Source organism: Neptunomonas qingdaonensis (assembly GCF_900113275.1).
In the GTDB taxonomy this organism is placed as follows: Bacteria; Pseudomonadota; Gammaproteobacteria; order Pseudomonadales; family Balneatricaceae; genus Neptunomonas; species Neptunomonas qingdaonensis.
In genome coordinates this window covers 101346-124823 of sequence record NZ_FOOU01000004.1, presented here as the reverse complement: position 1 = coordinate 124823, position 23478 = coordinate 101346, and the positions used below count along the sequence as shown (strand labels likewise).

The window sequence follows — 23478 nt, the reverse complement described above, 5'->3', positions numbered from 1 at the left end:
AACAAGGTCGATTAAACAGGACCTTAAACAAGGTGCATGAATATGGATAATTGGTTAGCCGACTATGTTGAGGTACTGGAAAACCTCAGCAGTGATAACCTGGACAGCCTTCGCAGTATTACCTCACAAGCTTTTAGTTTCAGGGACCCGTTCAATCACACTCATACCCAGGCAGACTTCGTCGCTATTATGCAGGACATGTTCCAGCGGCTTTCTACTGTGCGCTTTCAGGTGCACCGTAGTGTTCAACACAATCATGACGCTTTTATTTACTGGACTTTTTATGGACACAGCCGTTTTACTGGTGCGTTTAGCTTTGAGGGTGTCAGTAGGATTGAAGCAAGCGATAGCGGCAAGGTAATCTTGCATCATGATTTTTGGGATGGTTCAGAATTGATGGAAAAAGTGCCTTTGTTAGGTGCCGTTATCCGTAAAGTACGTAGAAAATTATCACATAATTAATAAACTGCACTGGTGTTTTTACCAAGGCAAACCGACAGTCTCGGCTAGAAGAATTTAGTTAGACTTGGCTGTCAGTTAAGTGGCCACAGGAGACACTCAATTTTATGAACAACACACGCAATAAATTTTCGTCAGAGGTATTTCGCATCGGCTGGTTCGGCCGCATCGTTTCGGTGTTACTAAGCGCGGTGTTGCTCGTCGCCATACTTGTTTTCGGTGCGGTGGTCTTGGCGGTAGCGGTCGCCTTCGTAGCCGTTATAGGTGCTAAAATTTGGTGGTTGCAGCGCCAGGCCGGGATTGGTGCCGGCAACCGTAAGGGCGACATTCTGGATGCCGACTATGAAGTCATAGCAACTCACGATGTGGGTGATGTGGGTGATGTGGGTGATGTGGGTGATGTGGATGATGTGGATAAACAAATACCAAGGAATAGCAGGTAGGAGCCAGGGATAGCACCGCTTCTGCCTGGGTAAGATTTGCAGCGCACGGGACACCGAAACCCACGCCCCACTCAAAGCCAGGACATAGCATGAAACTACACAATCGATCTGTGAACATACCCGGTGCCATTGCAATACTGTTTATGGCGACCGTACTGCCTGCGCAAGCTGTGACTTCATCGCACAAATGCTTGCATAATAAGTCGCACAACTCTCCTCACTCCATCGCCACCCAGCTTGCCGTACTTCGATTATTTAGGGTAAAGTTGTGAGGAAAAGGGCGTTTGTTCATCTTATACTCCGAGTGTACAATACGATCTGTAAGTCCCGACATTCGCACACGGCGAATATGACTTGACCCAATCCGCGAGGACCAGGCATGAATCTCGAACGGGTAGTTTTCGGTTTTTTCACCATCCTGGCACTGACCTTAAATCTGGTCTTTGTCGTGGGCCAAATCGACAATCCGAGTCACCACGACGTCTGGATCCTCACCATCGCGATACTCGTCAATCTGATTGCGACGGGACTGAAACTTGGCGATCGCTCGCAGATCGGGGCACTGCTGCTGGCTGCCAGCCTGGTGGCCGACCTGTTGCTGATCACGGCACGCATCTTCTGGATTGTGGCCGATAGCGACTCGGCAACCGGACCGGGTGCGGATTCGACAGTGACCGTCGTGTCGCTGGCCGCCGGCGCGCTGGCGGCGAACGTCGTGTCGGCAGTCATCCTGATCGGTGATGCGCTGATGTCGCGGCGTTAGGCGAACTCTCGTGCCATCAACCTCGGATCTGGATCGGGTCACCATGGTGGTCCTGCGCCATATGCGCAAACCGGTGTTTGCCCTGATCGTCGTCTATGCCATCGGCGTCCTTGGTATGGCACTGATCCCGGGAACAGGAGCCGATGGCGAACCCGAGTACATGAGTCTGTTCCACGCGTTCTATTTCTTCACCTATACGGCGACCACGACCGGTTTCGGCGAGATCCCCCACGCTTTCAACGACGTGCAACGGTTGTGGGCGATCTTCTGTCTGTACATAGGTGCTATCGCCTGGTTGTACGCCATCGGCTCGATCATCCGTCTGGTGCAGAATCCGCATTTCACCCGCGCGGTGAACGAGCAAGGCTTCGCCCGAAGTGTGCGCCACCTGACAGACCCCTTTGTCATCATCTGCGGATTCGGCGATACCGGTAGCCTGCTGGCCCGTGGGCTCAGCGATCACCATCTGCGCGCGACCTTGCTGGATCGCGACCCCGAACGCATCAAGGCGTTTGCCGTGCGCGACTACCGGGTCAGGATGCTCGGCTTGTGCGCCCACCCGGATGTGCCCAGACACCTGATCGACGCCGGGGTAACACAGCCAGATTGCAAAGCGGTGGTGGCGCTCACCAACGAGGAGGACACCAACCGGCAGATCGCCATTGTAGCGAAGCTCTTGAACCCTGCAGTGAAAGTCATTTCTCGCTCGACGTCGGAGCGGCACTGCAAACACCTGAATTCCCTGCACGACGTGCTCGTGGTGAATCCGTTCGTCGTGTTCGCCGAATTGCTCAACATGGCGATCGTGGCTCCACAGCTGCATAACCTGAACAGCTGGCTGGTAGGCGTACCCCGCATTCGCTTGGGTCATCCACTGAAGGTACCCTGCGGGGTCTGGGTACTGTGCGGCTATGGCCGGATGGGACAGGAAGTACACCACCAGCTAGTGCGTCATGGCATTCAGGTGGTCATCATTGATCCGGATGTCGAGGAATCTGTAGCGCCCGGACGTATCATTCGCGGGTATGCCGATTACGACACTCTCAGAGAGGCGGGTGTCGAGCAGGCGGCCGGTATCGTCGCGGGCACGGACAACGATTCCGACAACCTTGGCATCCTCGTGTGTGTGAATCATCTGAACCCGAGCGCATTCACGGTTGCTCGTCAAAATCAGCATGAAAACCAGATTGCCTTCGATGCCGCGCGAGCCGATCTGATTCTCCAGTCCAGCCTCACGACGGCAAGACGAATTCTGAAATCCCTGATCTCGCCGCTGATTCAGGTGATGATCGAATTTCTGCACGACAAGGATCAACGCACCGAAGCGCTTGTCAGTCGACTGCGAGCCAAGGTGGGTGAGCGGACTCCTCATCTCTGGAGGCTCGGCATAGCGCACGAAGAGGCGTCGGCAGCTATGGAACTTCTCGATGCAGGACAGGATCTGGTGCTCGGTGATCTGATACGCGATCCCAACGACCTTGACGGCACCTTGTCCTGCGTTCCACTGGTCATACGGCGTGGCGGTGAGCTTCTCATGTTGCCGGAAGACACAGAGGCCGTTCTGCCTGGGGACGGAATCCTCTTTTGTGGCACCGAACACAGCGAAAGATTGCTGCGTGCATCACTGAACAATCCCTACACGTTGCACTATCTGATAGCGGGCGAGGAGGCGCCGCGGGGTTACGTCTTCCAGTGGATTGCTGGGTGGGCGAGCCGGCGTGCCGATAGTTGACGGTCAAAACTACAATTTCCTCAAGATATTTGTAACGTAGCCACTAACCGTTTTGATAAAGGTTGAAGTGGAGCGGGTGCTATCGTACCTTGCCGCGATACACATATCATGATCGGCCTGGCTTTCGCCCTCAGACGCAAGCTAAGGTCTTCCTAATCAATGAATCGGATAGAAGATTCTGTTGCAAAAAATGGTGCTGGTCTTTTAATCAGCGTTGAAAAATTCTGAGGTATCAGCATGTAAAACTTACCACTTAGTTTAGTTTGTGATTAATCTTAATATTGCACCCTAAAAAAGAAAGGTGGTTAAAATTATTTATAATTCTACCCCTTACACAGAATTAACCTTTTCAGCCTTCTATTCGTCCCTTCTTGGAGTGTAGCAGTCATTTTTCCTGTATGTCTTCTTGGGGTCCAGATTGTGTGAAAACTCGATTAGACCGATTAAACTAGTAATAAGACATTCGGCATTTTTGCTGAGAGTAACAGCATGAATAGATTCATTACAGGCGAAGCACGCTCTCAAGCGACTTTATTTCCTGAGCGTATCGACGATTACATTGATGAAGAAAACCCTGTCCGGGTCGTTGATGTATTTGTTGATTCAATTGACCTTCCTGTTCTTGGTTTTAAAACCATCCCCGCGGCTACCGGCAGACCTTCCTACCACCCTTCAACCATGCTTAAGCTATTTATCTACGGCTATCTCAACCGCATCCAATCATCGCGGCGTCTTGAGCGAGAAGCGGGCCGTAACGTTGAATTAATGTGGTTGCTGGGTCGTTTAGCGCCAGACTTTAAAACCATCGCCGACTTCAGAAAAAATAATGGCAAAGGCATTCGTAAAGTCTGCGGTGAGTTTGTGCAGATCTGTCGTAAGCTCAATCTCTTTACCGACGCGTATGTGGCTATTGATGGAAGTAAGTTTAAAGGGGTTAATACGCGGGATAAGAATTTCACTAAAGCGAAGATAAAGCGTCGACTCGAACAAATCGATGAAAGCATCGCTCGTTATCTGGGACAGATAGCCAGCGCGGGTGAATATGAATGTCCGGCAGGTGAACGTTTAATCTGGCGTTTTACCACGCAGGAACATGGAAAGACGATTAATAGATACGCGTCTTCACGTTGCCCAAACTGCTCAATGAAAAAACAATGCACAACGGGCACGTATCGACGAGTCACGCGCTGGGAACATGAGGATGTATTGGATGAAGTCGAAGCCAGAATAGACCGCGAACCCGAACGAATGGTCGTCCGTCGATCTACAGTAGAACATCCGTTTGGCACCATTAAATCCTGGATGGGATCGACACACTTTCAAATGAAAACGCTCAAGCATGTCAGCACGGAGATGAGTCTGCATGTCTTGGCCTGTAACTTGAAACGCATGATTAAAATCATGGGGATTGTTCCATTCATAAACACAATGAGAGCGTGATGTGCTCTTTTCTTCCGAAAAATCTTTTTACCATCGCTTATTAGGCGTTCAATAGAACGATATAAATATTCAGTCATTCTAGGAAAGAAAATAAAGACGAGCGTGATAGGTCATTAAAAGGTCATCCTGATCGCTGTGACAGCGGAAAATTAGCCGAAATGCAAAGCGATACCTGTTTTCACACGGCCTGGGTCGACAGCTGCCAAGTTTAACCTAGCACTAATATACCTAAGTGCCTGATTAAGCCTGAGCTACTAGAAAGAAACAGCAGAGGGGCGGTGAAAACCGCTCCTATTTTTTGCTACTACTTCTGTGCAAAGCCCAGAGCGTCTTACCTTTGCTGCGTTTCATCAGCGTGACAGAGTACATATAAACCAACATCAATGGAGCCGTGTTCAAACCCCCCCTCACAGTAGGCGAGGTAATAGCGCCATAAGCGGTAGAAGTTTTCATCAAAACCTTGATGACGAATATCTTCCCAGTTGTGTTCAAAGTCTCTGTACCATTCGCGCAGCGTACGAGCGTAATCCTTACCGAACAACTGGTGTTTTTTCAGAACAAAGCCGTGTTCACTGATTTTATCTTTGAGTATGGAAACGCTAGGCAGCATACCGCCTGGAAATACATGTCGTTGTATAAAATCAGCTTGCTTACGGTACAGATCAAAACGCTCATCTTCAATGGTGATGACTTGTAAAACGGCGTTTCCACCTGGTTTGAGTACACGTTTAAGCGTTTGAAAATAGGTATCCCAATGTGCTTCGCCTACCGCCTCAAACATCTCGATAGAGACGACCGCATCGTATTGCTGATTAAGGTCCCGATAGTCAGTCAGGCTAAGGTTAACCTGCTCACTAAGCGATTCATTTTCAATACACTCTTTCGCCCATTTCAGTTGTTCTTGTGACAGGGTAATGCCATGTACTCTGAGGTCGTGATCACGTCCGGCTTGCAGTGCAAAGCCGCCCCAGCCGCAGCCGATTTCAACAACATGTTGTCCTGCTTTGGCATCGAGTAATTCCAGAATACGGGCATACTTGTTGTGTTGTGCCTGCTCTAATGATTCATCGGGATGATTATACAAGGCGGCGGAATACGTCATGCTTTGATCCAGCCAGTGTTTGTAGAAGTCATTGCCCAGGTCATAGTGAGCGGCAATATTTTTGCGGCTGCCTTTGCGACTGTTATCTCTTTGCCAGTGATAAATATTGTGCAGTATTTGAGTAAAGAAGCTCGCTTTAGATAAATCAGTAAGCGCCTCTTCATAGGCTAAAGCCCATTTCACCAGTGTTGTTAAGTCAATACTGTCCCACTCGCCGGCCAGATAGCTTTCGGACCAGCCGTTGGTGCCGCCAAAATAGAGACGCAGCAGCGGGCGAAAGTTGTTCAGGCGTATATGCGCTTCCGGGTGGTTGCTACCGAGCTTGCAGGTAAAGCCGCTGGGGAGTGTCAGGTGTAATGTTCCGCAGTCCAGATTCAACATCATCCGGAGTTTTGTCAGTAACTTTTTTTCCAACCAGGTAGGCTCAGAACTGCTTGCATTCAGATAGGTTGTTGACGGCTCATAAACTTTCATAATGGGATACTCCACTCTTATCCTGCCAGCTAATGCTATGACTCTTACCGCTATCACGGGGCTGTAATGTTAATTTTTTACGCCATAATTTAAGCGCTTCCCAATGGATTCCAGCCATGACTTTTAAGGTCATTAAGGGGTATTGAAAGAACACGCTGAGTAATGATTGATCATTCAGGACAGAGTATTCTCCGGTAAAGGTGGCATGCAGAATCGGTTGTGTTTCTGCTTCGCTATCCACCCGTTCTGTTTGGCGAATACACACGGCTACTCGTTTATTGGGAGGCTGGATACGAAAACTATAGGAGGTCTGCATCGGCATAAAAGGGCTCACATACATCAGTTTGTCGCAACGCTGGCGCACCTGATCAGTATCAGGCTTCGCTTCAAGCAGGTAAGTATGACGGGAGCCAAAGGTATTACTGACCTCGTAGAGTATGACTTCTAACTCTGCGTCACTGTTGTAACAGAAGTAGGTACTTAACGGGTTGAAGGTATAACCCAAAATGCGGGGATAGCAGAGCAGACGTATATTATGCGTGGCGCTGGCGAAACCGCGGTCAGTGAGTAAGGCACGAATATTGGCAGCCAGGTCATTTTTACCTGAGCCGTGATCCTTTTCGTGAAATGAAAACAGATTAAAACTATTGATCGAAAAGAAACGTTGTTTATTTAATTGGGCGAGCTCATCCAGATCAAGACATACACAAAACACCCGATAGATGAAGCGGTTTTTGCTGGGACGAAAGCGATGATGCATTACCACCCCTTTGTACAGGCAGGAATTGAGCTCAGGCATGTGCTTTATCCTTGTTCTTGTCAGAGCTTTTAACAGAGCCGCCAGGCCTGGATCGTGAAGGAAGCTCTTTTACAAAAATGCGGCTGTTTTTATCCTCAAGCTGCCAGGGACGGGGTACACCGCCCAGCTGTTCTGCAACCGCAAGGCCGGACTGCAGGCCATCTTCATGAAATCCGTAACCGAAGTAAGCACCACAAAACCAGGTATTTTGTTTGCCCTGGAGTGCCCAGAGTTGCTTTTGGGAGTCTAACGCTTTGCGGCCAAATTCAGGATGATCGTAAAAGAAACTACGAATAATGCTGCCATCTTTGGGTTCGCGAAGCGGGTTCAATGAAACGAAAACGGGCGTGTCAGTATTCAGGGGTTGTAGTTGGTTCATCCAATAGGTTACCGAGACTTCTTGTGACTGATCGCGTTTTCCTTCGGACATGTAGTTCCAGCTTGACCACACCGCTTTGCGTTTCGGCATTAAAGAGGCGTCCAGATGAAGATAGGCTTTGTTGCGTTGATAAGGAAAATTGCCCAGCAGGCGCTGTTCTTCTTCGCTTGGTTGATCCAATAACGCAATCGCCTGATCCGAATGACAAGCCAGTACCACATCATCATAGTATTCACGATTACCGTGAAGGTCTTCAATGATTACCTGATTATTGTCGCGGATAATTTTATGAATACGGCTATTAAGGCGTATCTTTCCTTCCAGCTGTGCCGCAATTTTATTAACGTATTGCTTGCTACCGCCAATCACAGTACTCCATTGCGGGCGGTCATTTAGTTGCACCAGGCCATGGTTGCGACAAAAGCGCAGAAAACTGCTGGCAGGGTAATTCAGCATCTTGTCTACCGGTGTTGACCAGATAGCAGCGCCCATCGGTAACAGATGGTTATAAATAAACTCTTTGCCGTAACCCTTTTGCTGTAAAAGGTCGCCGAGTGTTATCTGATCAAGATCCTGTTGCTGCATCATCTGTTCAGACTCGCGGTAGAAGCGCATCAGCTCCTGAACCATACGCCAGAACGAAGGGCGGACAAGGTTACGCTTTTGCGCCAATAAGCCGGGTAGCCCGGTACCTGAATATTCAAGCTGGCCCTGGTTAATCGAGATCGCGAACGACATATCAGTTTCACAGGTATTCACGTCCAGAGTTTCAAAGAATTTAACCAAATTGGGATAGTTCACTGGGTTAAAAACAATAAAACCCGTATCAACATCAACATTATTTTTTTCCAGATCAAAAGACACTGTATTTGAGTGCCCGCCCAAACGGTCATCCTTTTCATACAAGGTCACCTGGTGGGTCTTGTTGAGTAACCATGCACAGCTCAGACCGGAAATTCCAGAACCGACGACAGCAATTTTTTTCGGACGGATAGCAGCTATGTTCATCAGTTTATCCATAATATAAGAGAAGTATTTACATATTGTTACGTAGCTATATAGAAAAAAGATCACTTTTTTAGCAGGGTATTTTTATTTTTACCTTTATATTAGTGGTAATAGTATTTTTGATCTCAGAATTAATAGTGTCTTTAGTGATCCAATCAGGGCGATGCATCGTAAGGGGTATTATGGAAAACAAACCACCAGGTGACGATATGGATAATGTAGCGGTGATGCAGCAGCCAGAGGGTCCACAGGTTTGGAATAGCATGCTTTCAGACCTGGCTGAAACAAAAGATAAGGCATTGTACGTTAAGCTGTTTCGGCATTTTGCACCGAAAGTTAAAGCTTACATTATTCGCCTGGGACTGGTTGAAACGACCGCAGAAGAGTTGATGCAAGAAACTATGTTGTCTGTTTGGCGTAAAGCCCATCTGTACAATGCTTCTAAGGCGGCAGCCAGCACCTGGATTTTCACCCTGGCCCGAAATCAAAGTATTGACCGGATGCGTAAACAGAAATATCCGGAATATTCATTGGAGGCGTGGCAAGAAGGGGGGCATGAAGAGCAACATGAGGGACCTGGAGAAGAGCAAGACGTGTGTGAGCAAGCCGTGACATCTGATCGAATGGCCAAAGTGATTTCACAATTACCCGAAGACCAGGCACAGGTGATATATATGTCTTTTTACGAAGGGCGCTCTCATTCCGACATATCAGAACGACTGGGGGTACCGTTGGGCAGCGTTAAATCAAGAATTCGATTGGCATCGGAAAAAATTAAAATGATGTGGAGGGATGATGTATGAATATTAAACATCACCTGGATGAAGCAACGTTAGTGAGCTACACCGCTGGTTCGATGTCTCAGGCAATGGCGTTAGTTGTTGCCTGTCATATCTCTATGTGTCCTGTCTGTCGTGATAGAGTTCATGACTCAGAAGCGATTGGTGGCATGCTATTAGAAAGTCTCAATCCAGCACCGGTAAGTGATGATTCATTAGCGCAAATACTGGCCTGTTTAGATGAGGAGCCCGACCTGAATACGCAGCTGGAAGCGAAGCGTGTAGAAACTTCAATTGCGAAAAACAAACAATGGCTAGCAACACACAGCGATATTCCCCGACCTCTGGATGACTATATCGGTGACTCATTGGAAAACGTTGAGTGGAAAAGGATAGTGCCTGGCGTCTACTACCATGACCTGCCATGTAAAACTGAACGCAGAGGTGCATCACGTTTATTACGTATCGCACCAGGAAAAGCGATGTTGCCGCATTCGCATGATGGTAATGAACTTACTTTAATTTTACGTGGCTCGTATACTGATGAAATAGGGCGTTTTACAGCAGGTGATATTGCCGATCTGGATAACGAAATACAGCATCAGCCGCTGGTGGACAGTTCTGAAGATTGTATCTGCCTTATTGCTACCGATGCACCACTTAAGTTCTCCACCTTGCTGGGTAAAATTGTCCAGCCAATGACCGGTTTTTAATCATGCCAATTGCACTTTTATGGAGAAAGTTTACATGGAAAATACTGTAACTAAACCGTCTATCCCTGTAGGCATCAGTGCTTGTTTGTTAGGAGAAAAAGTTCGTTACGACGGTGGACATAAGCGCTCAAAATATTGTTTGGATGTGTTGAGTGAATGTTTTCAGTTTACGCCTCTGTGTCCTGAAGTGTCTGTTGGTTTAAGTATACCGCGCGAGCCTATCCGCTTGGTGGGTAGTGCTGAAGACCCGCGTGTGGTGGGTGTGAAAGATCCAACATTGGATGTAACCGATAAGCTAAAAGAATATGCCGATGAAGTTAGCCGCACGCATACTGATCTTTGCGGTTATATCCTGATGAAAGGCTCACCTAGCTGTGGCATGGAAAGGGTTAAAATTTACCATAAGAATGGGATGCCAAATGTCGCTGGCAGCGGCGTATATGCCGCTCGGTTTATGAAAAATAATCCGGCGTTACCAGTAGAAGAGGAAGCTCGCCTGAATGACGCGGTATTGCGTGAGAACTTTATCATCCGTGTATTTACCTATTACAACTGGCGTCAGGAAGTGATGCCAGCGCCTACGCTGCACAAAGTTATTCAGTTTCATAGCCGCCACAAATATCAGTTGATGGCGCACAGTTATGAAGGTTACAAGCAGTTAGGTAAGTATCTGGCGGGTGAAGCGTCAAAGCAGCCGCTGGAAGACGTGCTGGAAAAGTATATTCTGGATTTGATGACGCATTTAACCAAGCGTGCCACTCGTAAAAGCCATACCAACGTGCTGATGCATATTATGGGCTATCTGAAACAGGATATTGACGCACAAACCAAACAGGATTTAGTCGAAGCGATTGAAGATTATCGGACCGATAAAGTGAATCTGGTTACCCCACTGACCTTACTTAAGCACTACCTGAAACGCCATGGCTCTGAGTATATTCAATCACAGGTGTATCTTGATCCTTATCCGCATCAGCTTGGTTTAAGAAACTACATATAGATACCTTTGCACGATTGCTCCTTTGTCTTTTGGCGGTGTTAAAAACGTACTCATTCGGTCATTTATAAACATAAACTCCCTTATTCCGTGCGTTTTTGCCTTGCCAGAAAACAAAATTTCGGCTCGGGCAAAGGTCTCGTTTAAACTCAGGGTTTAAGATTAAAAGCTTAAACCTCAAACGGAGCATATTTTACAATGCAGCCTCATAAGCTTGTCTGGTTTCGTAATGACCTACGTACCGGAGACAATCATGCCCTATATCACGCCTGTCAGAATAGTGCTGAGCACGGCGTTATTGCCGTTGCTGCCATTACACCTACGCAATGGCAAATGCAGGATGAGGCAAAATGCAGAGTTCAGTTTTGGCTTGCCAATCTGGAAAAGTTAAAGCAGGATCTGGCAGCGCTTAATATTCCGCTTAGAATAATTCATGCTGAAACTAATCAAGAGTTGCCAGAGCAGCTGTTGAATCTTGCACAGCAATTTAATGTTCGTAGCCTTTATTTTAATTGCGAATATCCCGAGTACGAACAAAAACGTGATCAGCAAGTAGAACATCTGTTCAGGCAGCAGGGAATTCGCTGTCATACTTATGACAGCGACGTGGTGTTGCCTCCAGGCTCAGTGCTCAATCAGCAGGGCTTTGCATATAAAGTATTTACCCCTTTCGGCAAAGCCTGGCGTCAGTTATATCTTCAGCAACCCTCTACGCCGTTGCCTTCTCCTGCTGCACTGCCTAAGCGCCAGGATGATGTAGTGATTAAGAGTGCCAGCTATACCGAGAATGGCAGTGAGAATTACTGTGACAAAGTCCCTGTTGATATTGGTTATAAAAATCAGATGGGTGCCAACTGGAACAGTGCATTCTGGCCTGCAGGGGCTGACGATGCGCATCGGCTTTTGCAACAGTTTGTGCATGAACGATCACATAATTATAAGCAATTACGCGACTTTCCAGCAAAACCCGGAACGTCGTCACTGTCACCTTATCTGAGCGTTGGTGTGCTAAGTACGCGCCAGTGTATCGCTGCTATGCAGGCCTACTCAGAAGATCCCGACTGGTTTTACAGCCAATGGGTCACTGAACTCATCTGGCGGGATTTCTATCGTCATTTGTTAGTCGCTTTTCCCGGGATGAATCGTTGGCAGCCGTTTAAACCGGAGATAGAAGCGAAAATCAGCTGGCAGTATGATGAAAAACGTTTTCGTGCCTGGTGTGACGGTGAAACAGGTTTCGATATTGTGGATGCCGGCATGAAACAACTGCACGAAACCGGCTGGATGCATAATCGGGTGAGAATGATCAGCGCCTCTTTTCTGACAAAATTACTGCGTCAGGATTGGCGCTTAGGCGCACGCTTTTTTATGCAACACCTGATTGATGGCGATTTCGCCTCTAATCTGGGAGGTTGGCAGTGGAGTGCTTCTGTTGGTGCGGATGCTGCGCCATATTTTCGGATTTTTAGTCCAATGCGCCAAACTGATCGGTTTGATCCTAAAGCTGAGTATATTTCCCGGTGGCTGCCGCAATCACAGGACGGCCCCTTATTTGCTCAGAACAGTGGTCGTCCTGCCCCTGTCATCGATTATTCATTAGAGCGCAATCGCAGTATTGATGAATACAAAAATAGCAGCGGTTAAAAAGTTATTAAGGGGTGCGAGTTGAATCAGTCTGGTCATATCAACAGGTTTAATGCGAACAAATTATTGCTTTCTAAATGGACGGCAACAGCGCCAATTGATAAGCAGAAGCACTTTATTGTGACTGAGTTAGTTACTGAACTAACCGAAGATGAGTTAGAGGAAAAAGTGATTGGTTGTGTGTTAGAAGCCGTTATCAATAAGCAGGCTTTTCAGATTGATTGGAAAGAGCTAAAAGACGCGGACCGCTGGACACAAGGGTGGAAATAAAGGCCTCCTTCTAAAGAAGGCCTTTTCTATTCATCATTACGACCAATAATCGCAGTTATAAAATAAGATAACTGATGATTAACGTCAGCTTATATACGGCTCATTTCATTTAAAACGAAACTTGCTACCGCACCTTCTGTGGCTGCCATATATGCTTTTAAGTGTTCATTTTCCATATGCGCTAACCAAAGATCACGAGTTTCCCAATTTTCATAAAACAAGAAAACAGCAGGGTTCTCGTTATCCTGATGCAGATCGTACTGGATACAGCCTGCTTCTTTGCGTGTAGGTTCTATCAGCTTGACCAGCTCAGCTTTAACACGTTCAACCTGATCAGGGTTGGCTTCAATTTTAGCGATTATAGTCAGAGTTGTGTTCATCAAAAAGTTCACCATCAATAATTATCAGAGGGACAAGGCCATTGTCAGTATGAGTGTCAGTGCCAGTCTTAAAAGCCTTCTAAGACAATTTTGCCGATAGTTTTGCCGCTTTCCAGATCAGCGTGAGCACGTTTCAGGTTGTCTGCACTGATGACGCCATAATGCTGGCCCATGGTCGTTTTGATTTCACCCGCATCAATTAAGTCAGCGACCTTGTTGAGTAGTTCACCTTGTTTACCCATATCATCAGTACCGAACATAGAGCGGGTATACATAAATTCCCAATGTAGCGACACGGATTTCATTTTTAATAAAGAGATATCCAGTGGCGTGCTTGGGTCGTCAATCAAGGCAAACTTACCTTGAGGTGCAATGACTTTGGCAATCTCCGGGAAGTGTTGCTCAGTGGCATTCAGGCCAATGACATGAGAAACGTTTGACACACCAATGCGCGCTAATTCTTCGCTCAAAGGCTGGCGATGATCGATCACATGGTCAGCGCCTAGCTCTGTGACCCATTGTTGGCTTTGTGGGCGAGATGCGGTACCAATAACAAGTGCGTTAGTGAGCTTGGATGCAAGCTGAACTAAAATAGAACCGACGCCACCGGCTGCACCAATAACCAGAATTTGCTGCTGATGACGTGTATCTTCTGCTGTGTTTTGTGGAATCTGCAAACGATCAAACAACAGCTCCCATGCAGTAATTGCCGTAAGTGGGAACGCAGCGGCTTGTGCATTAGTGACTGATGTTGGTTTATGACCAACAATGCGTTCATCGACTATATGATATTCAGCGTTAGTGCCCGGGCGGGTTAGGTCACCGGCATACCAGACTTTGTCGCCTTTTTTATAGATTGAAACGGCATCGCCTACGTCAACAACTTCGCCTACCGCATCCCAACCAAGAATTTTGTGCTCGCCATTTTCAGGCGCTACTCTCATTCTGATTTTTGTATCCACCGGATTAACAGAGATGGCTTCAATCTTTACCAACAAATCACGGCCAGTTGGCGTGGGGGTTGGTTGTTCAAAATCTACCAGTGAGTCTGCTTGAGTGATCTCTAATGATTTTAGGTAGCCAATTGCTTTCATTGTGTATCTCCAGGAATGTTATGCAGTGATTATGCGGCAATCCCAGGTAAGTGAAAACAGGGTAGTTATTTAATTACTTTCAAAAAAAAATTGATAATAAGGCTGTGAAAGGTTAGTTGGTTGGTTGGCGTTAAGATTAAAAAAACGTTTATCGGGATGGAGGAATTTGGCAGCTTTCTTTGCCTTGTCCCTTACAATGACCTGCACATTGGCGCTTAACTCGCCATTTGGCAAACCGCTGATAAGCAAAATCGAGTGGTTTTTGTAGCTTCAGTATGCGGACTGTTTTGGCAAGATAGCGGTAGTAGTCAAGGTTATCCCAGATTAATAGAAAAGCAGCTACTCCCGTTACCTTCTTACCGCTTGCATCGATGCTGTGCAGGCGTGCCATAGCGGATTTATACTGGATATCATATGCCTTTAAGCGCTCAGCGTTTTTGCTGATATCCAGCCACTCTATTTTTTGCCTGGCGTCGATACGTCGGTAGTGGTTAATCTCCTTTCGACAGAGTGGGCAGCTACCATCATAAAAAACAATCGGTTTTGCTGGCTGCAGTAAAGTCATGAGTAATTCTCTGCTTTCTTAGTTGAGGAATTCGGCACGGGTACGCTCATTACTTTTAAAAATACCGCCCAGTGCCGTTGTTTCTGTTTGTGAATTAACATCCATCACACCACGGGACTTCACACAGTAGTGCGTCGCATTAATCGAGATAGCGACATTGTCAGTCTCCAGAAGTATTTGAAGAGCGATTAGAATTTGTTGAGTGAGTCTTTCTTGTACCTGGGGGCGCTGGCTAAAGAAGCGTACTAGTCGATTGATCTTTGATAGCCCGATGATCTTTTTATTGGGAATATAAGCCACTTTTGCAGAACCGTCGATGGTGACAAAGTGGTGTTCGCACGAGCTGAGCACGCTGATGTCGCGCACTTTGATCATCTCTTCTACCCCCATTTTATTGTCGATCATGGCAATATCAGGGAAGTTTTCGTAATCCAGGCCAGAAAACACTTCATAAACGTACATCTTCGCAATCCGGTGCGGTGTTTCTTGCAGGCTATCGTCTTCTAAGTTAAGTCCCAGAGTGCTGAGGACTTCGGTCATTAGCCCTTTAATCCGCTCGTAGCGTTGTTGCTGAGACATATTAGTGTCAATCGTGGGTGTCTCCAGGCCTTTCTCGATGAGTTGGTCGCGTACTGCGGTTGCTTCAGGAGATATCATAATTTTATCCTTCTAGGCCGGTAAAATGTTGCGCTGCTATCGTTTGCTCATTTCTCTGGTACGTAATAAACGCACTTTTAGATTAGCGAGGCTCTGATTTCTCTTTGATGTATAGATGAGGCCTACTTGATATGTAGTTATCATTTATTTGAGATTTAGCTGAGAAATCACCTGATCGGCTAGTTTATTCGCACTTAACCAGGCGCCTTCGATATCGCCAGATTCAAGCCAATCACCACACGCGCCTATGTGAGTATCTGCATCCCAGAGGTATCCCGGGCTTACCTGCTGATCAGAATCTTGATTCGTATGGCGCGAATATAGCCATCGATGTACGCGTTCAGCCATGATGGTGGGGTTAGCGTTAAATTCGCGGCTCAATAAGGATAAAAAGGCGAGTTTGAGTTGTTCTGCAACGTACTCGGGTTGGCTGTCGCGATGAAGCGCACTCCATTCAGGAGTTGCTTCCAGGACCCATACTTCGCAGCTTGCATTGCTGTTATTACCGTTACCAGAAGTACTGGCTCTAGCAGGTTTAGCGCTGTCTTTGATACAGCGAAACAATACTGGATGCTGGCCTTCGATTAGCTCTGCCGTTATAGGTAGTGTGCTGTTGATATGTAATACCAGCACCCAGCTGATGGAGGGTGTTGCGGTTTCTGCCTGGCGCATAAAACGCGGGACGGTTTCCAGTAGCGGGGCCGCTTGTTTTGCGGGTGCTGCGACTATAGCTGCGTCATAACAACCCAGGCGTTTGCCGTGTTCATCGTACAGTAATACTTGGCTGTGTTTGTTTTGCTGCTGCGCTTCATGGCGTTTACTTTCTGACTCTTGATCACGTGCCGGCAAAAGCTGACCTACCCGGACCGAGGTACGAAGATCTGCGCCTTGTGTCAGTTCGCGAGTGAGGGCGCTTTGCCGGGGCGTGGCAATAAAGTGTGAGTGGTTTTGCCTGTTTGCTTCATTTGATTCGCAGGCAACGCCATTAAAATCATAGATGCAGGGAGACCATTGGCGAACGCAAGGCTGCTGGGCTAACCAATGGCGGAACTCATCAGAAGCAGGGGAGAGAAACGGCGCACCTAAATCTGCACTCTTGTTTGCACCCTTGTTTGCCCCCTTATCTGTACAAGTATCTTGCAGCCGGCAACTGGCGATGCGCCCGCCGGTGCCTCGGCTTTTTTCATAAAGTGTTACGGCGCAGCCAGCGCTCATGAGTTTGTTCGCCAGTGTTGCGCCGGCTAGTCCGGCGCCAATAATTGCTATGTGTTTGTTGCTACTCATTGGAATCCGCTTTAAAAAATTTATATGGATACAAATGAACAAGTACGCAAACGAAGTGATTTAAGATCACTTTTTAACACTGACATAAAAACTAATAGCTTTTATACGGCAGGAATTTCCCCGATAAAACCACGTTAACACGGTCGCCGTTTGGATCTTCTTCACGTTGTATATCCATCGAAAAATCAATAGCGCTCATAATCCCGTCGCCAAATTCTTCATGAATCAACTCTTTAATCGAGCTGCCATACACATTGACAACTTCATACCAGCGATAAATCAAAGGGTCCGTAGGCACTGCTGTGGGTAATGAACCTTTATAGGGCGCTACCTGCAACCAGGCGATCGCTTCATCTGATAATCCAAATAGTTCTCCTACTGTTTCGGCTTGTGGTTTATTAAATGTCATCTGTCCCAGACAGGCAGCGGTTGTCCACTCTTTCGATAGGTTGATCGCTTTTGCCGCGTCACTCCATTTGATATCTTTGAGTACCTTGGCAGATAAAATCATGCGGGTTACTTCTTCACGACTGCTTATCATATCAATTACCTTTTTGCTTGGCGTAGCGTTACGCAATAGCTACGCAGTGTTAAAATTCTGTTTTATTTGATCAGTAAAATTACAATGATGATGCTCAGGATCAGTGAGGTACTTTGCCAAAACGCAACCGGACTTCGTTCTATCAATGGTGGACGGGTTTTTGATAAAAATGCTTTGTTGGGCTGGCGCAGATCATACAAAAACTCTGATAGTTCCTCATAGCGTTTGTAAGGGTTTGGGTGAAGGGCTTTCCTGAGTGTTTCATCTACCCAGGCCGGTGTTTCACGCTCGTCATCCAGTACTGAGTGATAGCTTAAGCGACGCTGTGAAGCAGCGGTTCTTGCTTTTGCTACCTGGGTTCCGTAAGGGAATTCTCGTGAGATCATGTGGTAGGTGATGACGGCCAATGAGTAAAGATCTGAGCGTTGTGATCCGCCTTCTCCCAGAAAATACTCAGGTGCTGTGTATAATGCGGTACCGAGTATATCGTTGTATTCGCCGTCTACGCTGGCTTCAACTATGCCAGCGACTCTGGCTGATCCAAAATCTATGATCTTTACCGTGCCGCTGCTGTCGATCATGATGTTATCCGGCTTCAGGTCCTGATGGAGTATTTCCATACGGTGCAGGGCACGCAGACCTCTTGCGATCTGTTCTACAATCCCGCGTATAGTCTCAAGGTCGGGTTGCGGGTTATCAATCAGCCATTGAGTCAGGGTTTGTCCTTCAATGAACTCAGTGACGGTGTAAATGAAGTTACGCTTGCGCGTTTGTAACCCTGCTTTTAAAACATGTGCGTTGTTGATGCGCCGGGCAATCCATTCTTCCATCAGGAAGCGTTCTAAATATTTGGGGTCATTGCGTAGGTCGATAGAGGGCGTTTTAATGATGACCTGGGCGTTTGTTTCTGAGTCTTGTGCCAAATACACATGACTGCGGCTGGTGGCGTGCACTTCGCGTAGAATCGTATAGCCGTCAAACTGCTCTCTGGCTTCTAAAATGTGCGGAAACGGTAGTTCATCAATCTGCTGATGTAATTCATTAGTATTGAGTTGAGGTAAGCTATCAACACGAATAATTTGCAGGGTCAGATTGTCCGGACTGCCTTGATCGAACGCTGTTTTGACGATGATTTTAGCAGCGTCATTAAGGTTATTAGAGTTTTGTTTAATGGCGCTGATAATGCAGCGCGCATCGGTATGTTCATAAACACCATCAGTTGCCAGAATAAAAATATCACCACAGTTGAGTGGCATCAACTGATAGTCGAGTTCAAGCTCCGTACCTGTACCCAAGGCGCGGCTTAGATAGCTTTTGTCCTGTGAAACCCATAAGCGGTGATCTTTGGTCAGCTGCTCTAATGCGTTATTCTGTAAGCGGTAAATGCGGGTATCACCGACATGAAAGATATGCGCGGTTGTCGATTTAAAAACCATGGCACTTAGCGTGCATACATAGCCTTTGTCTTTATCAAAGCGGAATTGACTGTTGTTTGACTGAGTGTGTAACCAGGAGTTGGTCGCTGCTAAGACGCGGTGCGCTGAATGTCTGACAGACCAGGCATCTGAAGTGCAGAAGTAATCGTCCAGGAAGCATTTAACGGCGGTTTCACTGGCAATCTGGCTGACGTCGCTACTACTAATACCGTCTGCCATCGCAAAAGCGATACCTTTTGTGCTGAGCTGTGGTTCAGGCGGCTTATAAAATCCGTAAAAATCCTGATTGATCTCTTTGCGACCTTTATCAGAGTACTGGCCAACGGATACTTTTAATTGCTGTGTCATATCTTCTGCCTAAAGCTTCAGCCAATTTACCTGGCTGAAGCTTTAATAGGGAAAATTAAGCAAGACGTGAATTAAGTTCGTGTGCGCTGACACGTTTTTTTACTGTTTTAATATGCGTTGTGTATAGCGTCAGGCCAGTAAATGCCAAACCACCTACCAGGTTGCCGAGTGCCGTTGGGATCTCATTCCAGATGAAGTAGTCCATTACTGAGAAGTCACCCCCCATAATGATACCGGATGGAAAGAGGAACATATTGACGACAGAGTGCTCAAAACCCATAAAGAAGAAGAGCATGATCGGCATCCACATGGCGATGACTTTTCCGCTTACTGACGTAGAAATCATTGCACCGACGACGCCCATCGACACCATCCAGTTACACAGCATGCCGCGTATGAAAATAGTGAACCAGCCCGCTATGCCGTACTCCGCATAACCTAATGTACGCGCTTCACCGACGCTGGCAATTTTTTGTCCGACAGCACCGGGTTCAATGTTAAAGCCGTAGGTGAAAACGAATGCCATCATGACGGCAACGGTTAACGCACCGGCAAAGTTGCCGACAAACACTAACCCCCAGTTTCTTAGGATCCCTTTGATGGTGACCCCCGGGCGCTTATCAATCCAAGCCAGAGGGGTGAGTACGAATACGCCGGTAAGCAGGTCGAATCCCATCAGGTACAACATACAAAAACCTACAGGGAAGAGCATTGCACCAATTAAAAAGACACCTGTTTGAACGGCAATCGTGATTGCAAAGACGGCGGCAAGTGCCAGAATTGCGCCGGCCATATAGGATCTGATCAACGTGTCCTGGGTCGACATGTGGACTTTGGATTCGCCGGCATCCACCATTTTTGTTACAAATTCAGACGGAACTAGGTAAGCCATAATACTTCCTCTCTCTATAGATAGTACGCAACTGCACATCGCCACAGGGAAGATTGCCCTGCGCGGGCATTCTTCTAACGTATTCATAGGGCTGCATAAAATATTCCAATAATGAAATTAAATTATTAAGTTGCTGAAAAATAATGTTTTAATTCATTTAATAATGACTGTTTAAAAATCAGAACAAAATTATGAAGCCCCTGAATAGTGCGTGAGCCACCCAATGCTGCATAGCGGTGCGAAACAGCCTTGTGCTAATAACGCCGATATAAATGTTGTTAGGGGGCTGAAGTAAATGATAATTTTCAGACGACAGTCATTAACTGTTTATTGATTACAAGTGCTTGATATCAAACTTTTGTCACCCCGCTTGCCGCAAGCTTTAGTCGTGACATCATCATTGTTAAGTGCGCAGAGGATAAATATTGTGGATATGGACTTAAGCCTGAACCAAACCCGTGTCATTGGTTGTTTGATCGAAAAAGAGATTACGACGCCTGACCAATACCCGCTGTCTCTCAACTCTCTTACCAATGCCTGTAATCAAAAAAGCAACCGGGACCCGGTGCTGGCTCTGAGTGAAACACAGGTGCAGGACGTATTAGACGAGTTAGCTAAAAAACGTTTGATAAAAGAGGAAGTCGGCTTTGGCAGCCGGGTGGTCAAGTATAAACATCGCTTTTGCAATACTGAATTTAGTGAGCTTCAACTCAGTGAGCAGGCGTTAGGTATTATCTGTACTTTATTGTTGCGAGGGCCGCAAACGCCGGGTGAACTACGTAGCCGTACGAATCGATTGTGTACGTTTAGCGATGTCCATGAGGTCGAAAACCAGCTGCAGCAATTAAGTGAACCTGATAATGGCCCTTATGTAGTGCGCTTGCCTCGCGAGCCCGGTAAACGCGAATCTCGTTATGCGCATCTGTTTAGTGGTGAGATTGATATGGCCGAGTATTCGGCACATAACATCCCATCTCAGGACACATTACCTCAAGACCGAGAGGTTCACAGTGATTCACGAATTGAAGTGCTGGAGCAGCGTGTATCTGAATTAGAAAATCAATTGGCGGCATTAAAATCACAGTTTGATGAGTTGTTATCCTGATGGCTGGTTAATTTAGCTACTTATTATCTGACAGTAAGATTGACTCAGTGGATTTCTACAGAGATTGTGTTTATTCTTCGATTCAACAGCGCGTCAATGTATCGTTAGTCGGTATTAAGACGCGTTTTTTGATTTTGACTCATTTTTTGCCTTAACAGGCTATCGATAATCTTGGAGAATTGCTTTGAATCAGACTCATCAAGCTGATTGGGATCTGGAACAATCGGTCGAGCTATACGGCCTTGAGCGTTGGGGTAATGGTTATTTTGGCCTGTCTGCTGAAGGCATGGTGACAGCTAAAACGCAGCAGAGCTCTGTAGCACTGATGGATATCGTTGAGGGCATGAATGAGCGCGATCTCAAAATGCCAGCGCTGGTTCGTATTGAAAATATTCTGGATGCACAGATTCACCGTCTCAACACCGCCTTTTCCGAAGCGATTGAAAAGGTGGGTTATCAGGGTAGGTATCGCGGTGTATACCCTATCAAGGTTAATCAGCAAGCACAGGTTGTAGAAGAGATAGCCAGTTTTGGTGCGCGCTTTCAGCATGGCCTTGAAGTGGGTAGTAAGCCAGAAATTATTGCCGCGTTGGCGATGCTGGAAGAGCCGGGCAGTCTGATTATATGTAATGGTTATAAAGATCAGGAGTTTGTCGATCTTGGTTTGCAAGCCGTCAAAATGGGCTTTGAGTGTTACTTTGTTATAGAAACTACAACTGAACTGCCTATCATTATAGAACGCAGTCGTGCGCTGGGCATCAAGCCGCTCATCGGTGTGCGCGCTAAAATGAATACTCAGGTGAGTGGTCATTGGAACTCCACCAGTGGTGATCGCAGCGTCTTTGGCCTGACGGCGACGCAATTAATTGAAGTCGTTGATCTCCTCAAGCAAGAGAAAATGCTGGATTGCTTACAGTTATTACATTGCCATTTGGGCTCGCAGATTCCAAGTATTCAGGAGATCCGTAGCGGCGTGATTGAAGCGTGCCGTTACTATACGGATCTATTGAAAGAAGGCGCGGCCCTGACGCATATCGACTTGGGTGGGGGTTTGGCGGTGGATTATACCGGTTCGCGTTGTGCCGGAGAGCAAAGCCGCAACTATACGCTGGATGAGTACTGTGAAGATGTCGTTGAAACACTGAAGCAAACCTTAGATGAACAAAACATAGCACACCCGACGATCGTGACTGAATCAGGACGAGCCACTGTCGCTTATTCTTCCATTCTGCTTTTCAATATTCTTGATACGACGCATTTTGAGCCGGTTAATCTAGGCACGGTGGGCGCCAATGAGCCAAATCAGTTAACCCAATTGCGTGGCATTATTGACTACTTAAAGCCTGCCCGTGTTCAGGAATGCTATAACGATGCGCACTTTTACCGTCATGAGATACGCGAGTTGTTTAAGCGCGGCGCGGTTGATTTACGTACACGTTCGGTAGCAGAAAACCTGTTTCTGGATATCCTGCATCGCATTCTTGCGCTGGTGGAAGACATGGAGCGTGTTCCTGCTGAGCTGGCTAACCTGAAAGAATCATTAGCAGATATCTATTACGGAAACTTTAGTTTATTCCAGTCGTTACCAGACGTTTGGGCGATCAACCAGATGTTCCCTATTATGCCGATTCACCGGCTTGATGAACGTCCGACTCGTCAGGCGGTTATTGCTGATATTACCTGTGATTGCGATGGTAAGATCGACCGCTTCATTGGTGACCCCGAGCCAACCAGCACTTTGCCTTTGCACAAGCTGAATGAAGGCGAGGAGTATTATCTGGGCGTGTTTTTGGTGGGGGCTTATCAGGAAACGCTGGGCGACCTGCATAACCTGTTTGGTGATACCAACGTTGTCAGTGTCAGGCTGGATAATGACGGTGGGTTTGAGTTCGTCAAAGAGATTCACGGTGATACCATCGCCGATGTGTTGAGCTACGTTGAATTCAATCCTAAGGATATTCAGCTACGCTACCGTAACAACGCCGAGCGTGCTGTGCGTGAAGGGCGGATTACTGCCCGTGAGCGTCAGCAAATGATCAATACCTTCAATACCAGCCTGCAAGGCTATACCTACTACGAAAAAGAGACCTGAAAAAGAGAGTGAATAGCCACCACCGGGCTGTATGTTGTAGAGCAGGCCCGGTGGTTTGAATTTTCACTCGCTATTAATGTTT

At 46.9% G+C, this 23478-nt stretch carries 23 protein-coding genes; 12 read left to right on the top strand and 11 right to left on the bottom strand.

What is annotated here, in order from left to right:
- The first annotated feature begins 42 nt into the window (after positions 1-42).
- From BM099_RS07580 to BM099_RS07560, 5 genes are all read left to right on the top strand, one after another.
- A complete protein-coding gene (locus BM099_RS07580; RefSeq protein ID WP_177201110.1) occupies positions 43-462 on the top strand; it encodes a nuclear transport factor 2 family protein in 420 nt (139 codons plus the stop codon).
- Positions 463-566: 104 nt separating this feature from the next.
- Positions 567-902, top strand: coding sequence for a hypothetical protein (locus tag BM099_RS20280; protein WP_143083745.1), 336 nt, complete (start codon positions 567-569; stop codon positions 900-902).
- Between the two features lie 379 nt (positions 903-1281).
- Positions 1282-1665 carry a DUF6394 family protein gene (locus BM099_RS07570; protein WP_090726364.1) on the top strand — a complete coding sequence of 128 codons (384 nt, stop codon included), beginning with the start codon at positions 1282-1284 and terminating at the stop codon, positions 1663-1665.
- Positions 1666-1675: 10 nt separating this feature from the next.
- Positions 1676-3397, top strand: a complete 1722-nt coding sequence (locus BM099_RS07565) for a potassium channel family protein (RefSeq protein WP_090726363.1) — start codon at positions 1676-1678, stop codon at positions 3395-3397.
- Positions 3398-3886: 489 nt separating this feature from the next.
- The gene (locus BM099_RS07560; protein ID WP_090726361.1) at positions 3887-4837 is read left to right on the top strand and encodes a transposase; all 951 of its coding nucleotides are present in this window, start codon (positions 3887-3889) and stop codon (positions 4835-4837) included.
- Between the two features lie 331 nt (positions 4838-5168).
- Here the strand turns inward: BM099_RS07560 and BM099_RS07555 are convergent, their stop codons facing one another.
- From BM099_RS07555 to BM099_RS07545, 3 genes are read right to left on the bottom strand one after another with little or no spacing between them, the layout of a single operon-like run.
- Entirely contained in the window at positions 5169-6413 is a 1245-nt protein-coding gene (locus BM099_RS07555; RefSeq protein WP_090726359.1) for an SAM-dependent methyltransferase, read from the bottom strand.
- The gene (locus tag BM099_RS07550) at positions 6400-7212 is read right to left on the bottom strand and encodes a DUF1365 domain-containing protein (RefSeq protein ID WP_090726358.1); all 813 of its coding nucleotides are present in this window, start codon (positions 7210-7212) and stop codon (positions 6400-6402) included. Before BM099_RS07550 ends, BM099_RS07555 begins: the two co-directional genes overlap by 14 nt.
- On the bottom strand, positions 7205-8599 hold the full coding sequence (locus tag BM099_RS07545; protein ID WP_177201109.1) for an NAD(P)/FAD-dependent oxidoreductase: 1395 nt from the start codon (positions 8597-8599) through the stop codon (positions 7205-7207). Before BM099_RS07545 ends, BM099_RS07550 begins: the two co-directional genes overlap by 8 nt.
- Positions 8600-8781: 182 nt before the next feature.
- Between BM099_RS07545 and BM099_RS07540 the strand changes: the two genes are divergently transcribed.
- From BM099_RS07540 to BM099_RS07520, 5 genes are all read left to right on the top strand, one after another.
- A complete protein-coding gene (locus BM099_RS07540) occupies positions 8782-9402 on the top strand; it encodes a sigma-70 family RNA polymerase sigma factor (RefSeq protein ID WP_090726355.1) in 621 nt (206 codons plus the stop codon).
- Positions 9399-10091, top strand: coding sequence for a ChrR family anti-sigma-E factor (locus tag BM099_RS07535; RefSeq protein WP_090726353.1), 693 nt, complete (start codon positions 9399-9401; stop codon positions 10089-10091). The genes BM099_RS07540 and BM099_RS07535 overlap by 4 nt, the downstream gene beginning before the upstream one ends.
- A 34-nt stretch (positions 10092-10125) precedes the next feature.
- Positions 10126-11091 (top strand): YbgA family protein, encoded by a 966-nt coding sequence (locus tag BM099_RS07530; protein WP_090726351.1) that lies wholly within the window; start codon positions 10126-10128, stop codon positions 11089-11091.
- A gap of 195 nt (positions 11092-11286) precedes the next feature.
- Positions 11287-12732, top strand: coding sequence for a cryptochrome/photolyase family protein (locus BM099_RS07525; protein WP_090726349.1), 1446 nt, complete (start codon positions 11287-11289; stop codon positions 12730-12732).
- A 21-nt stretch (positions 12733-12753) separates the two neighbouring features.
- Positions 12754-13002 (top strand): TIGR02450 family Trp-rich protein, encoded by a 249-nt coding sequence (locus BM099_RS07520; RefSeq protein ID WP_232349060.1) that lies wholly within the window; start codon positions 12754-12756, stop codon positions 13000-13002.
- Between the two features lie 89 nt (positions 13003-13091).
- Here BM099_RS07520 and BM099_RS07515 read toward each other — a convergent pair whose 3' ends face one another.
- From BM099_RS07515 to BM099_RS07480, 8 genes are all read right to left on the bottom strand, one after another.
- Positions 13092-13382, bottom strand: coding sequence for a putative quinol monooxygenase (locus tag BM099_RS07515; protein WP_090726347.1), 291 nt, complete (start codon positions 13380-13382; stop codon positions 13092-13094).
- Between the two features lie 68 nt (positions 13383-13450).
- A complete protein-coding gene (locus BM099_RS07510; protein ID WP_090726345.1) occupies positions 13451-14476 on the bottom strand; it encodes a zinc-binding alcohol dehydrogenase family protein in 1026 nt (341 codons plus the stop codon).
- A gap of 148 nt (positions 14477-14624) precedes the next feature.
- Complete coding sequence (locus tag BM099_RS07505) at positions 14625-15041, bottom strand: thiol-disulfide oxidoreductase DCC family protein (protein WP_090726343.1); 417 nt, start codon at positions 15039-15041, stop codon at positions 14625-14627.
- Positions 15042-15059: 18 nt separating this feature from the next.
- A complete protein-coding gene (gene folE, locus BM099_RS07500) occupies positions 15060-15698 on the bottom strand; it encodes a GTP cyclohydrolase I FolE (RefSeq protein ID WP_090726340.1) in 639 nt (212 codons plus the stop codon).
- A gap of 144 nt (positions 15699-15842) precedes the next feature.
- On the bottom strand, positions 15843-16982 hold the full coding sequence (locus BM099_RS07495) for an NAD(P)/FAD-dependent oxidoreductase (RefSeq protein WP_090726337.1): 1140 nt from the start codon (positions 16980-16982) through the stop codon (positions 15843-15845).
- A 91-nt stretch (positions 16983-17073) separates the two neighbouring features.
- Complete coding sequence (gene cynS / locus BM099_RS07490; RefSeq protein WP_090726335.1) at positions 17074-17523, bottom strand: cyanase; 450 nt, start codon at positions 17521-17523, stop codon at positions 17074-17076.
- A gap of 62 nt (positions 17524-17585) precedes the next feature.
- Entirely contained in the window at positions 17586-19307 is a 1722-nt protein-coding gene (locus BM099_RS07485; protein ID WP_090726333.1) for a bifunctional protein-serine/threonine kinase/phosphatase, read from the bottom strand.
- Positions 19308-19362: 55 nt separating this feature from the next.
- Positions 19363-20199, bottom strand: coding sequence for a formate/nitrite transporter family protein (locus tag BM099_RS07480; protein WP_090726331.1), 837 nt, complete (start codon positions 20197-20199; stop codon positions 19363-19365).
- 427 nt (positions 20200-20626) lie between these two features.
- Here BM099_RS07480 and BM099_RS07475 point away from each other — a divergent pair, with 427 nt between their 5' ends.
- Together BM099_RS07475 and speA are read left to right on the top strand one after the other, a co-directional pair.
- On the top strand, positions 20627-21304 hold the full coding sequence (locus tag BM099_RS07475; RefSeq protein ID WP_177201108.1) for a YceH family protein: 678 nt from the start codon (positions 20627-20629) through the stop codon (positions 21302-21304).
- A 184-nt stretch (positions 21305-21488) separates the two neighbouring features.
- Positions 21489-23396 (top strand): biosynthetic arginine decarboxylase, encoded by a 1908-nt coding sequence (gene speA, locus BM099_RS07470; RefSeq protein WP_090726329.1) that lies wholly within the window; start codon positions 21489-21491, stop codon positions 23394-23396.
- The last annotated feature ends 82 nt before the right edge of the window (positions 23397-23478 follow it).

Coding starts and splice junctions, on each gene's coding strand:
- BM099_RS07580 (WP_177201110.1), top strand. CDS start 43: ATGGATAATTGGTTAGCCGACTATGTTGAGGTACTGGAAAACCTCAGC.
- BM099_RS20280 (WP_143083745.1), top strand. CDS start 567: ATGAACAACACACGCAATAAATTTTCGTCAGAGGTATTTCGCATCGGC.
- BM099_RS07570 (WP_090726364.1), top strand. CDS start 1,282: ATGAATCTCGAACGGGTAGTTTTCGGTTTTTTCACCATCCTGGCACTG.
- BM099_RS07560 (WP_090726361.1), top strand. CDS start 3,887: ATGAATAGATTCATTACAGGCGAAGCACGCTCTCAAGCGACTTTATTT.
- BM099_RS07555 (WP_090726359.1), bottom strand. CDS start 6,413: ATGAAAGTTTATGAGCCGTCAACAACCTATCTGAATGCAAGCAGTTCT.
- BM099_RS07550 (WP_090726358.1), bottom strand. CDS start 7,212: ATGCCTGAGCTCAATTCCTGCCTGTACAAAGGGGTGGTAATGCATCAT.
- BM099_RS07545 (WP_177201109.1), bottom strand. CDS start 8,599: ATGAACATAGCTGCTATCCGTCCGAAAAAAATTGCTGTCGTCGGTTCT.
- BM099_RS07540 (WP_090726355.1), top strand. CDS start 8,782: ATGGAAAACAAACCACCAGGTGACGATATGGATAATGTAGCGGTGATG.
- BM099_RS07535 (WP_090726353.1), top strand. CDS start 9,399: ATGAATATTAAACATCACCTGGATGAAGCAACGTTAGTGAGCTACACC.
- BM099_RS07530 (WP_090726351.1), top strand. CDS start 10,126: ATGGAAAATACTGTAACTAAACCGTCTATCCCTGTAGGCATCAGTGCT.
- BM099_RS07525 (WP_090726349.1), top strand. CDS start 11,287: ATGCAGCCTCATAAGCTTGTCTGGTTTCGTAATGACCTACGTACCGGA.
- BM099_RS07515 (WP_090726347.1), bottom strand. CDS start 13,382: ATGAACACAACTCTGACTATAATCGCTAAAATTGAAGCCAACCCTGAT.
- BM099_RS07510 (WP_090726345.1), bottom strand. CDS start 14,476: ATGAAAGCAATTGGCTACCTAAAATCATTAGAGATCACTCAAGCAGAC.
- BM099_RS07505 (WP_090726343.1), bottom strand. CDS start 15,041: ATGACTTTACTGCAGCCAGCAAAACCGATTGTTTTTTATGATGGTAGC.
- folE (WP_090726340.1), bottom strand. CDS start 15,698: ATGATATCTCCTGAAGCAACCGCAGTACGCGACCAACTCATCGAGAAA.
- BM099_RS07495 (WP_090726337.1), bottom strand. CDS start 16,982: ATGAGTAGCAACAAACACATAGCAATTATTGGCGCCGGACTAGCCGGC.
- cynS (WP_090726335.1), bottom strand. CDS start 17,523: ATGATAAGCAGTCGTGAAGAAGTAACCCGCATGATTTTATCTGCCAAG.
- BM099_RS07485 (WP_090726333.1), bottom strand. CDS start 19,307: ATGACACAGCAATTAAAAGTATCCGTTGGCCAGTACTCTGATAAAGGT.
- BM099_RS07480 (WP_090726331.1), bottom strand. CDS start 20,199: ATGGCTTACCTAGTTCCGTCTGAATTTGTAACAAAAATGGTGGATGCC.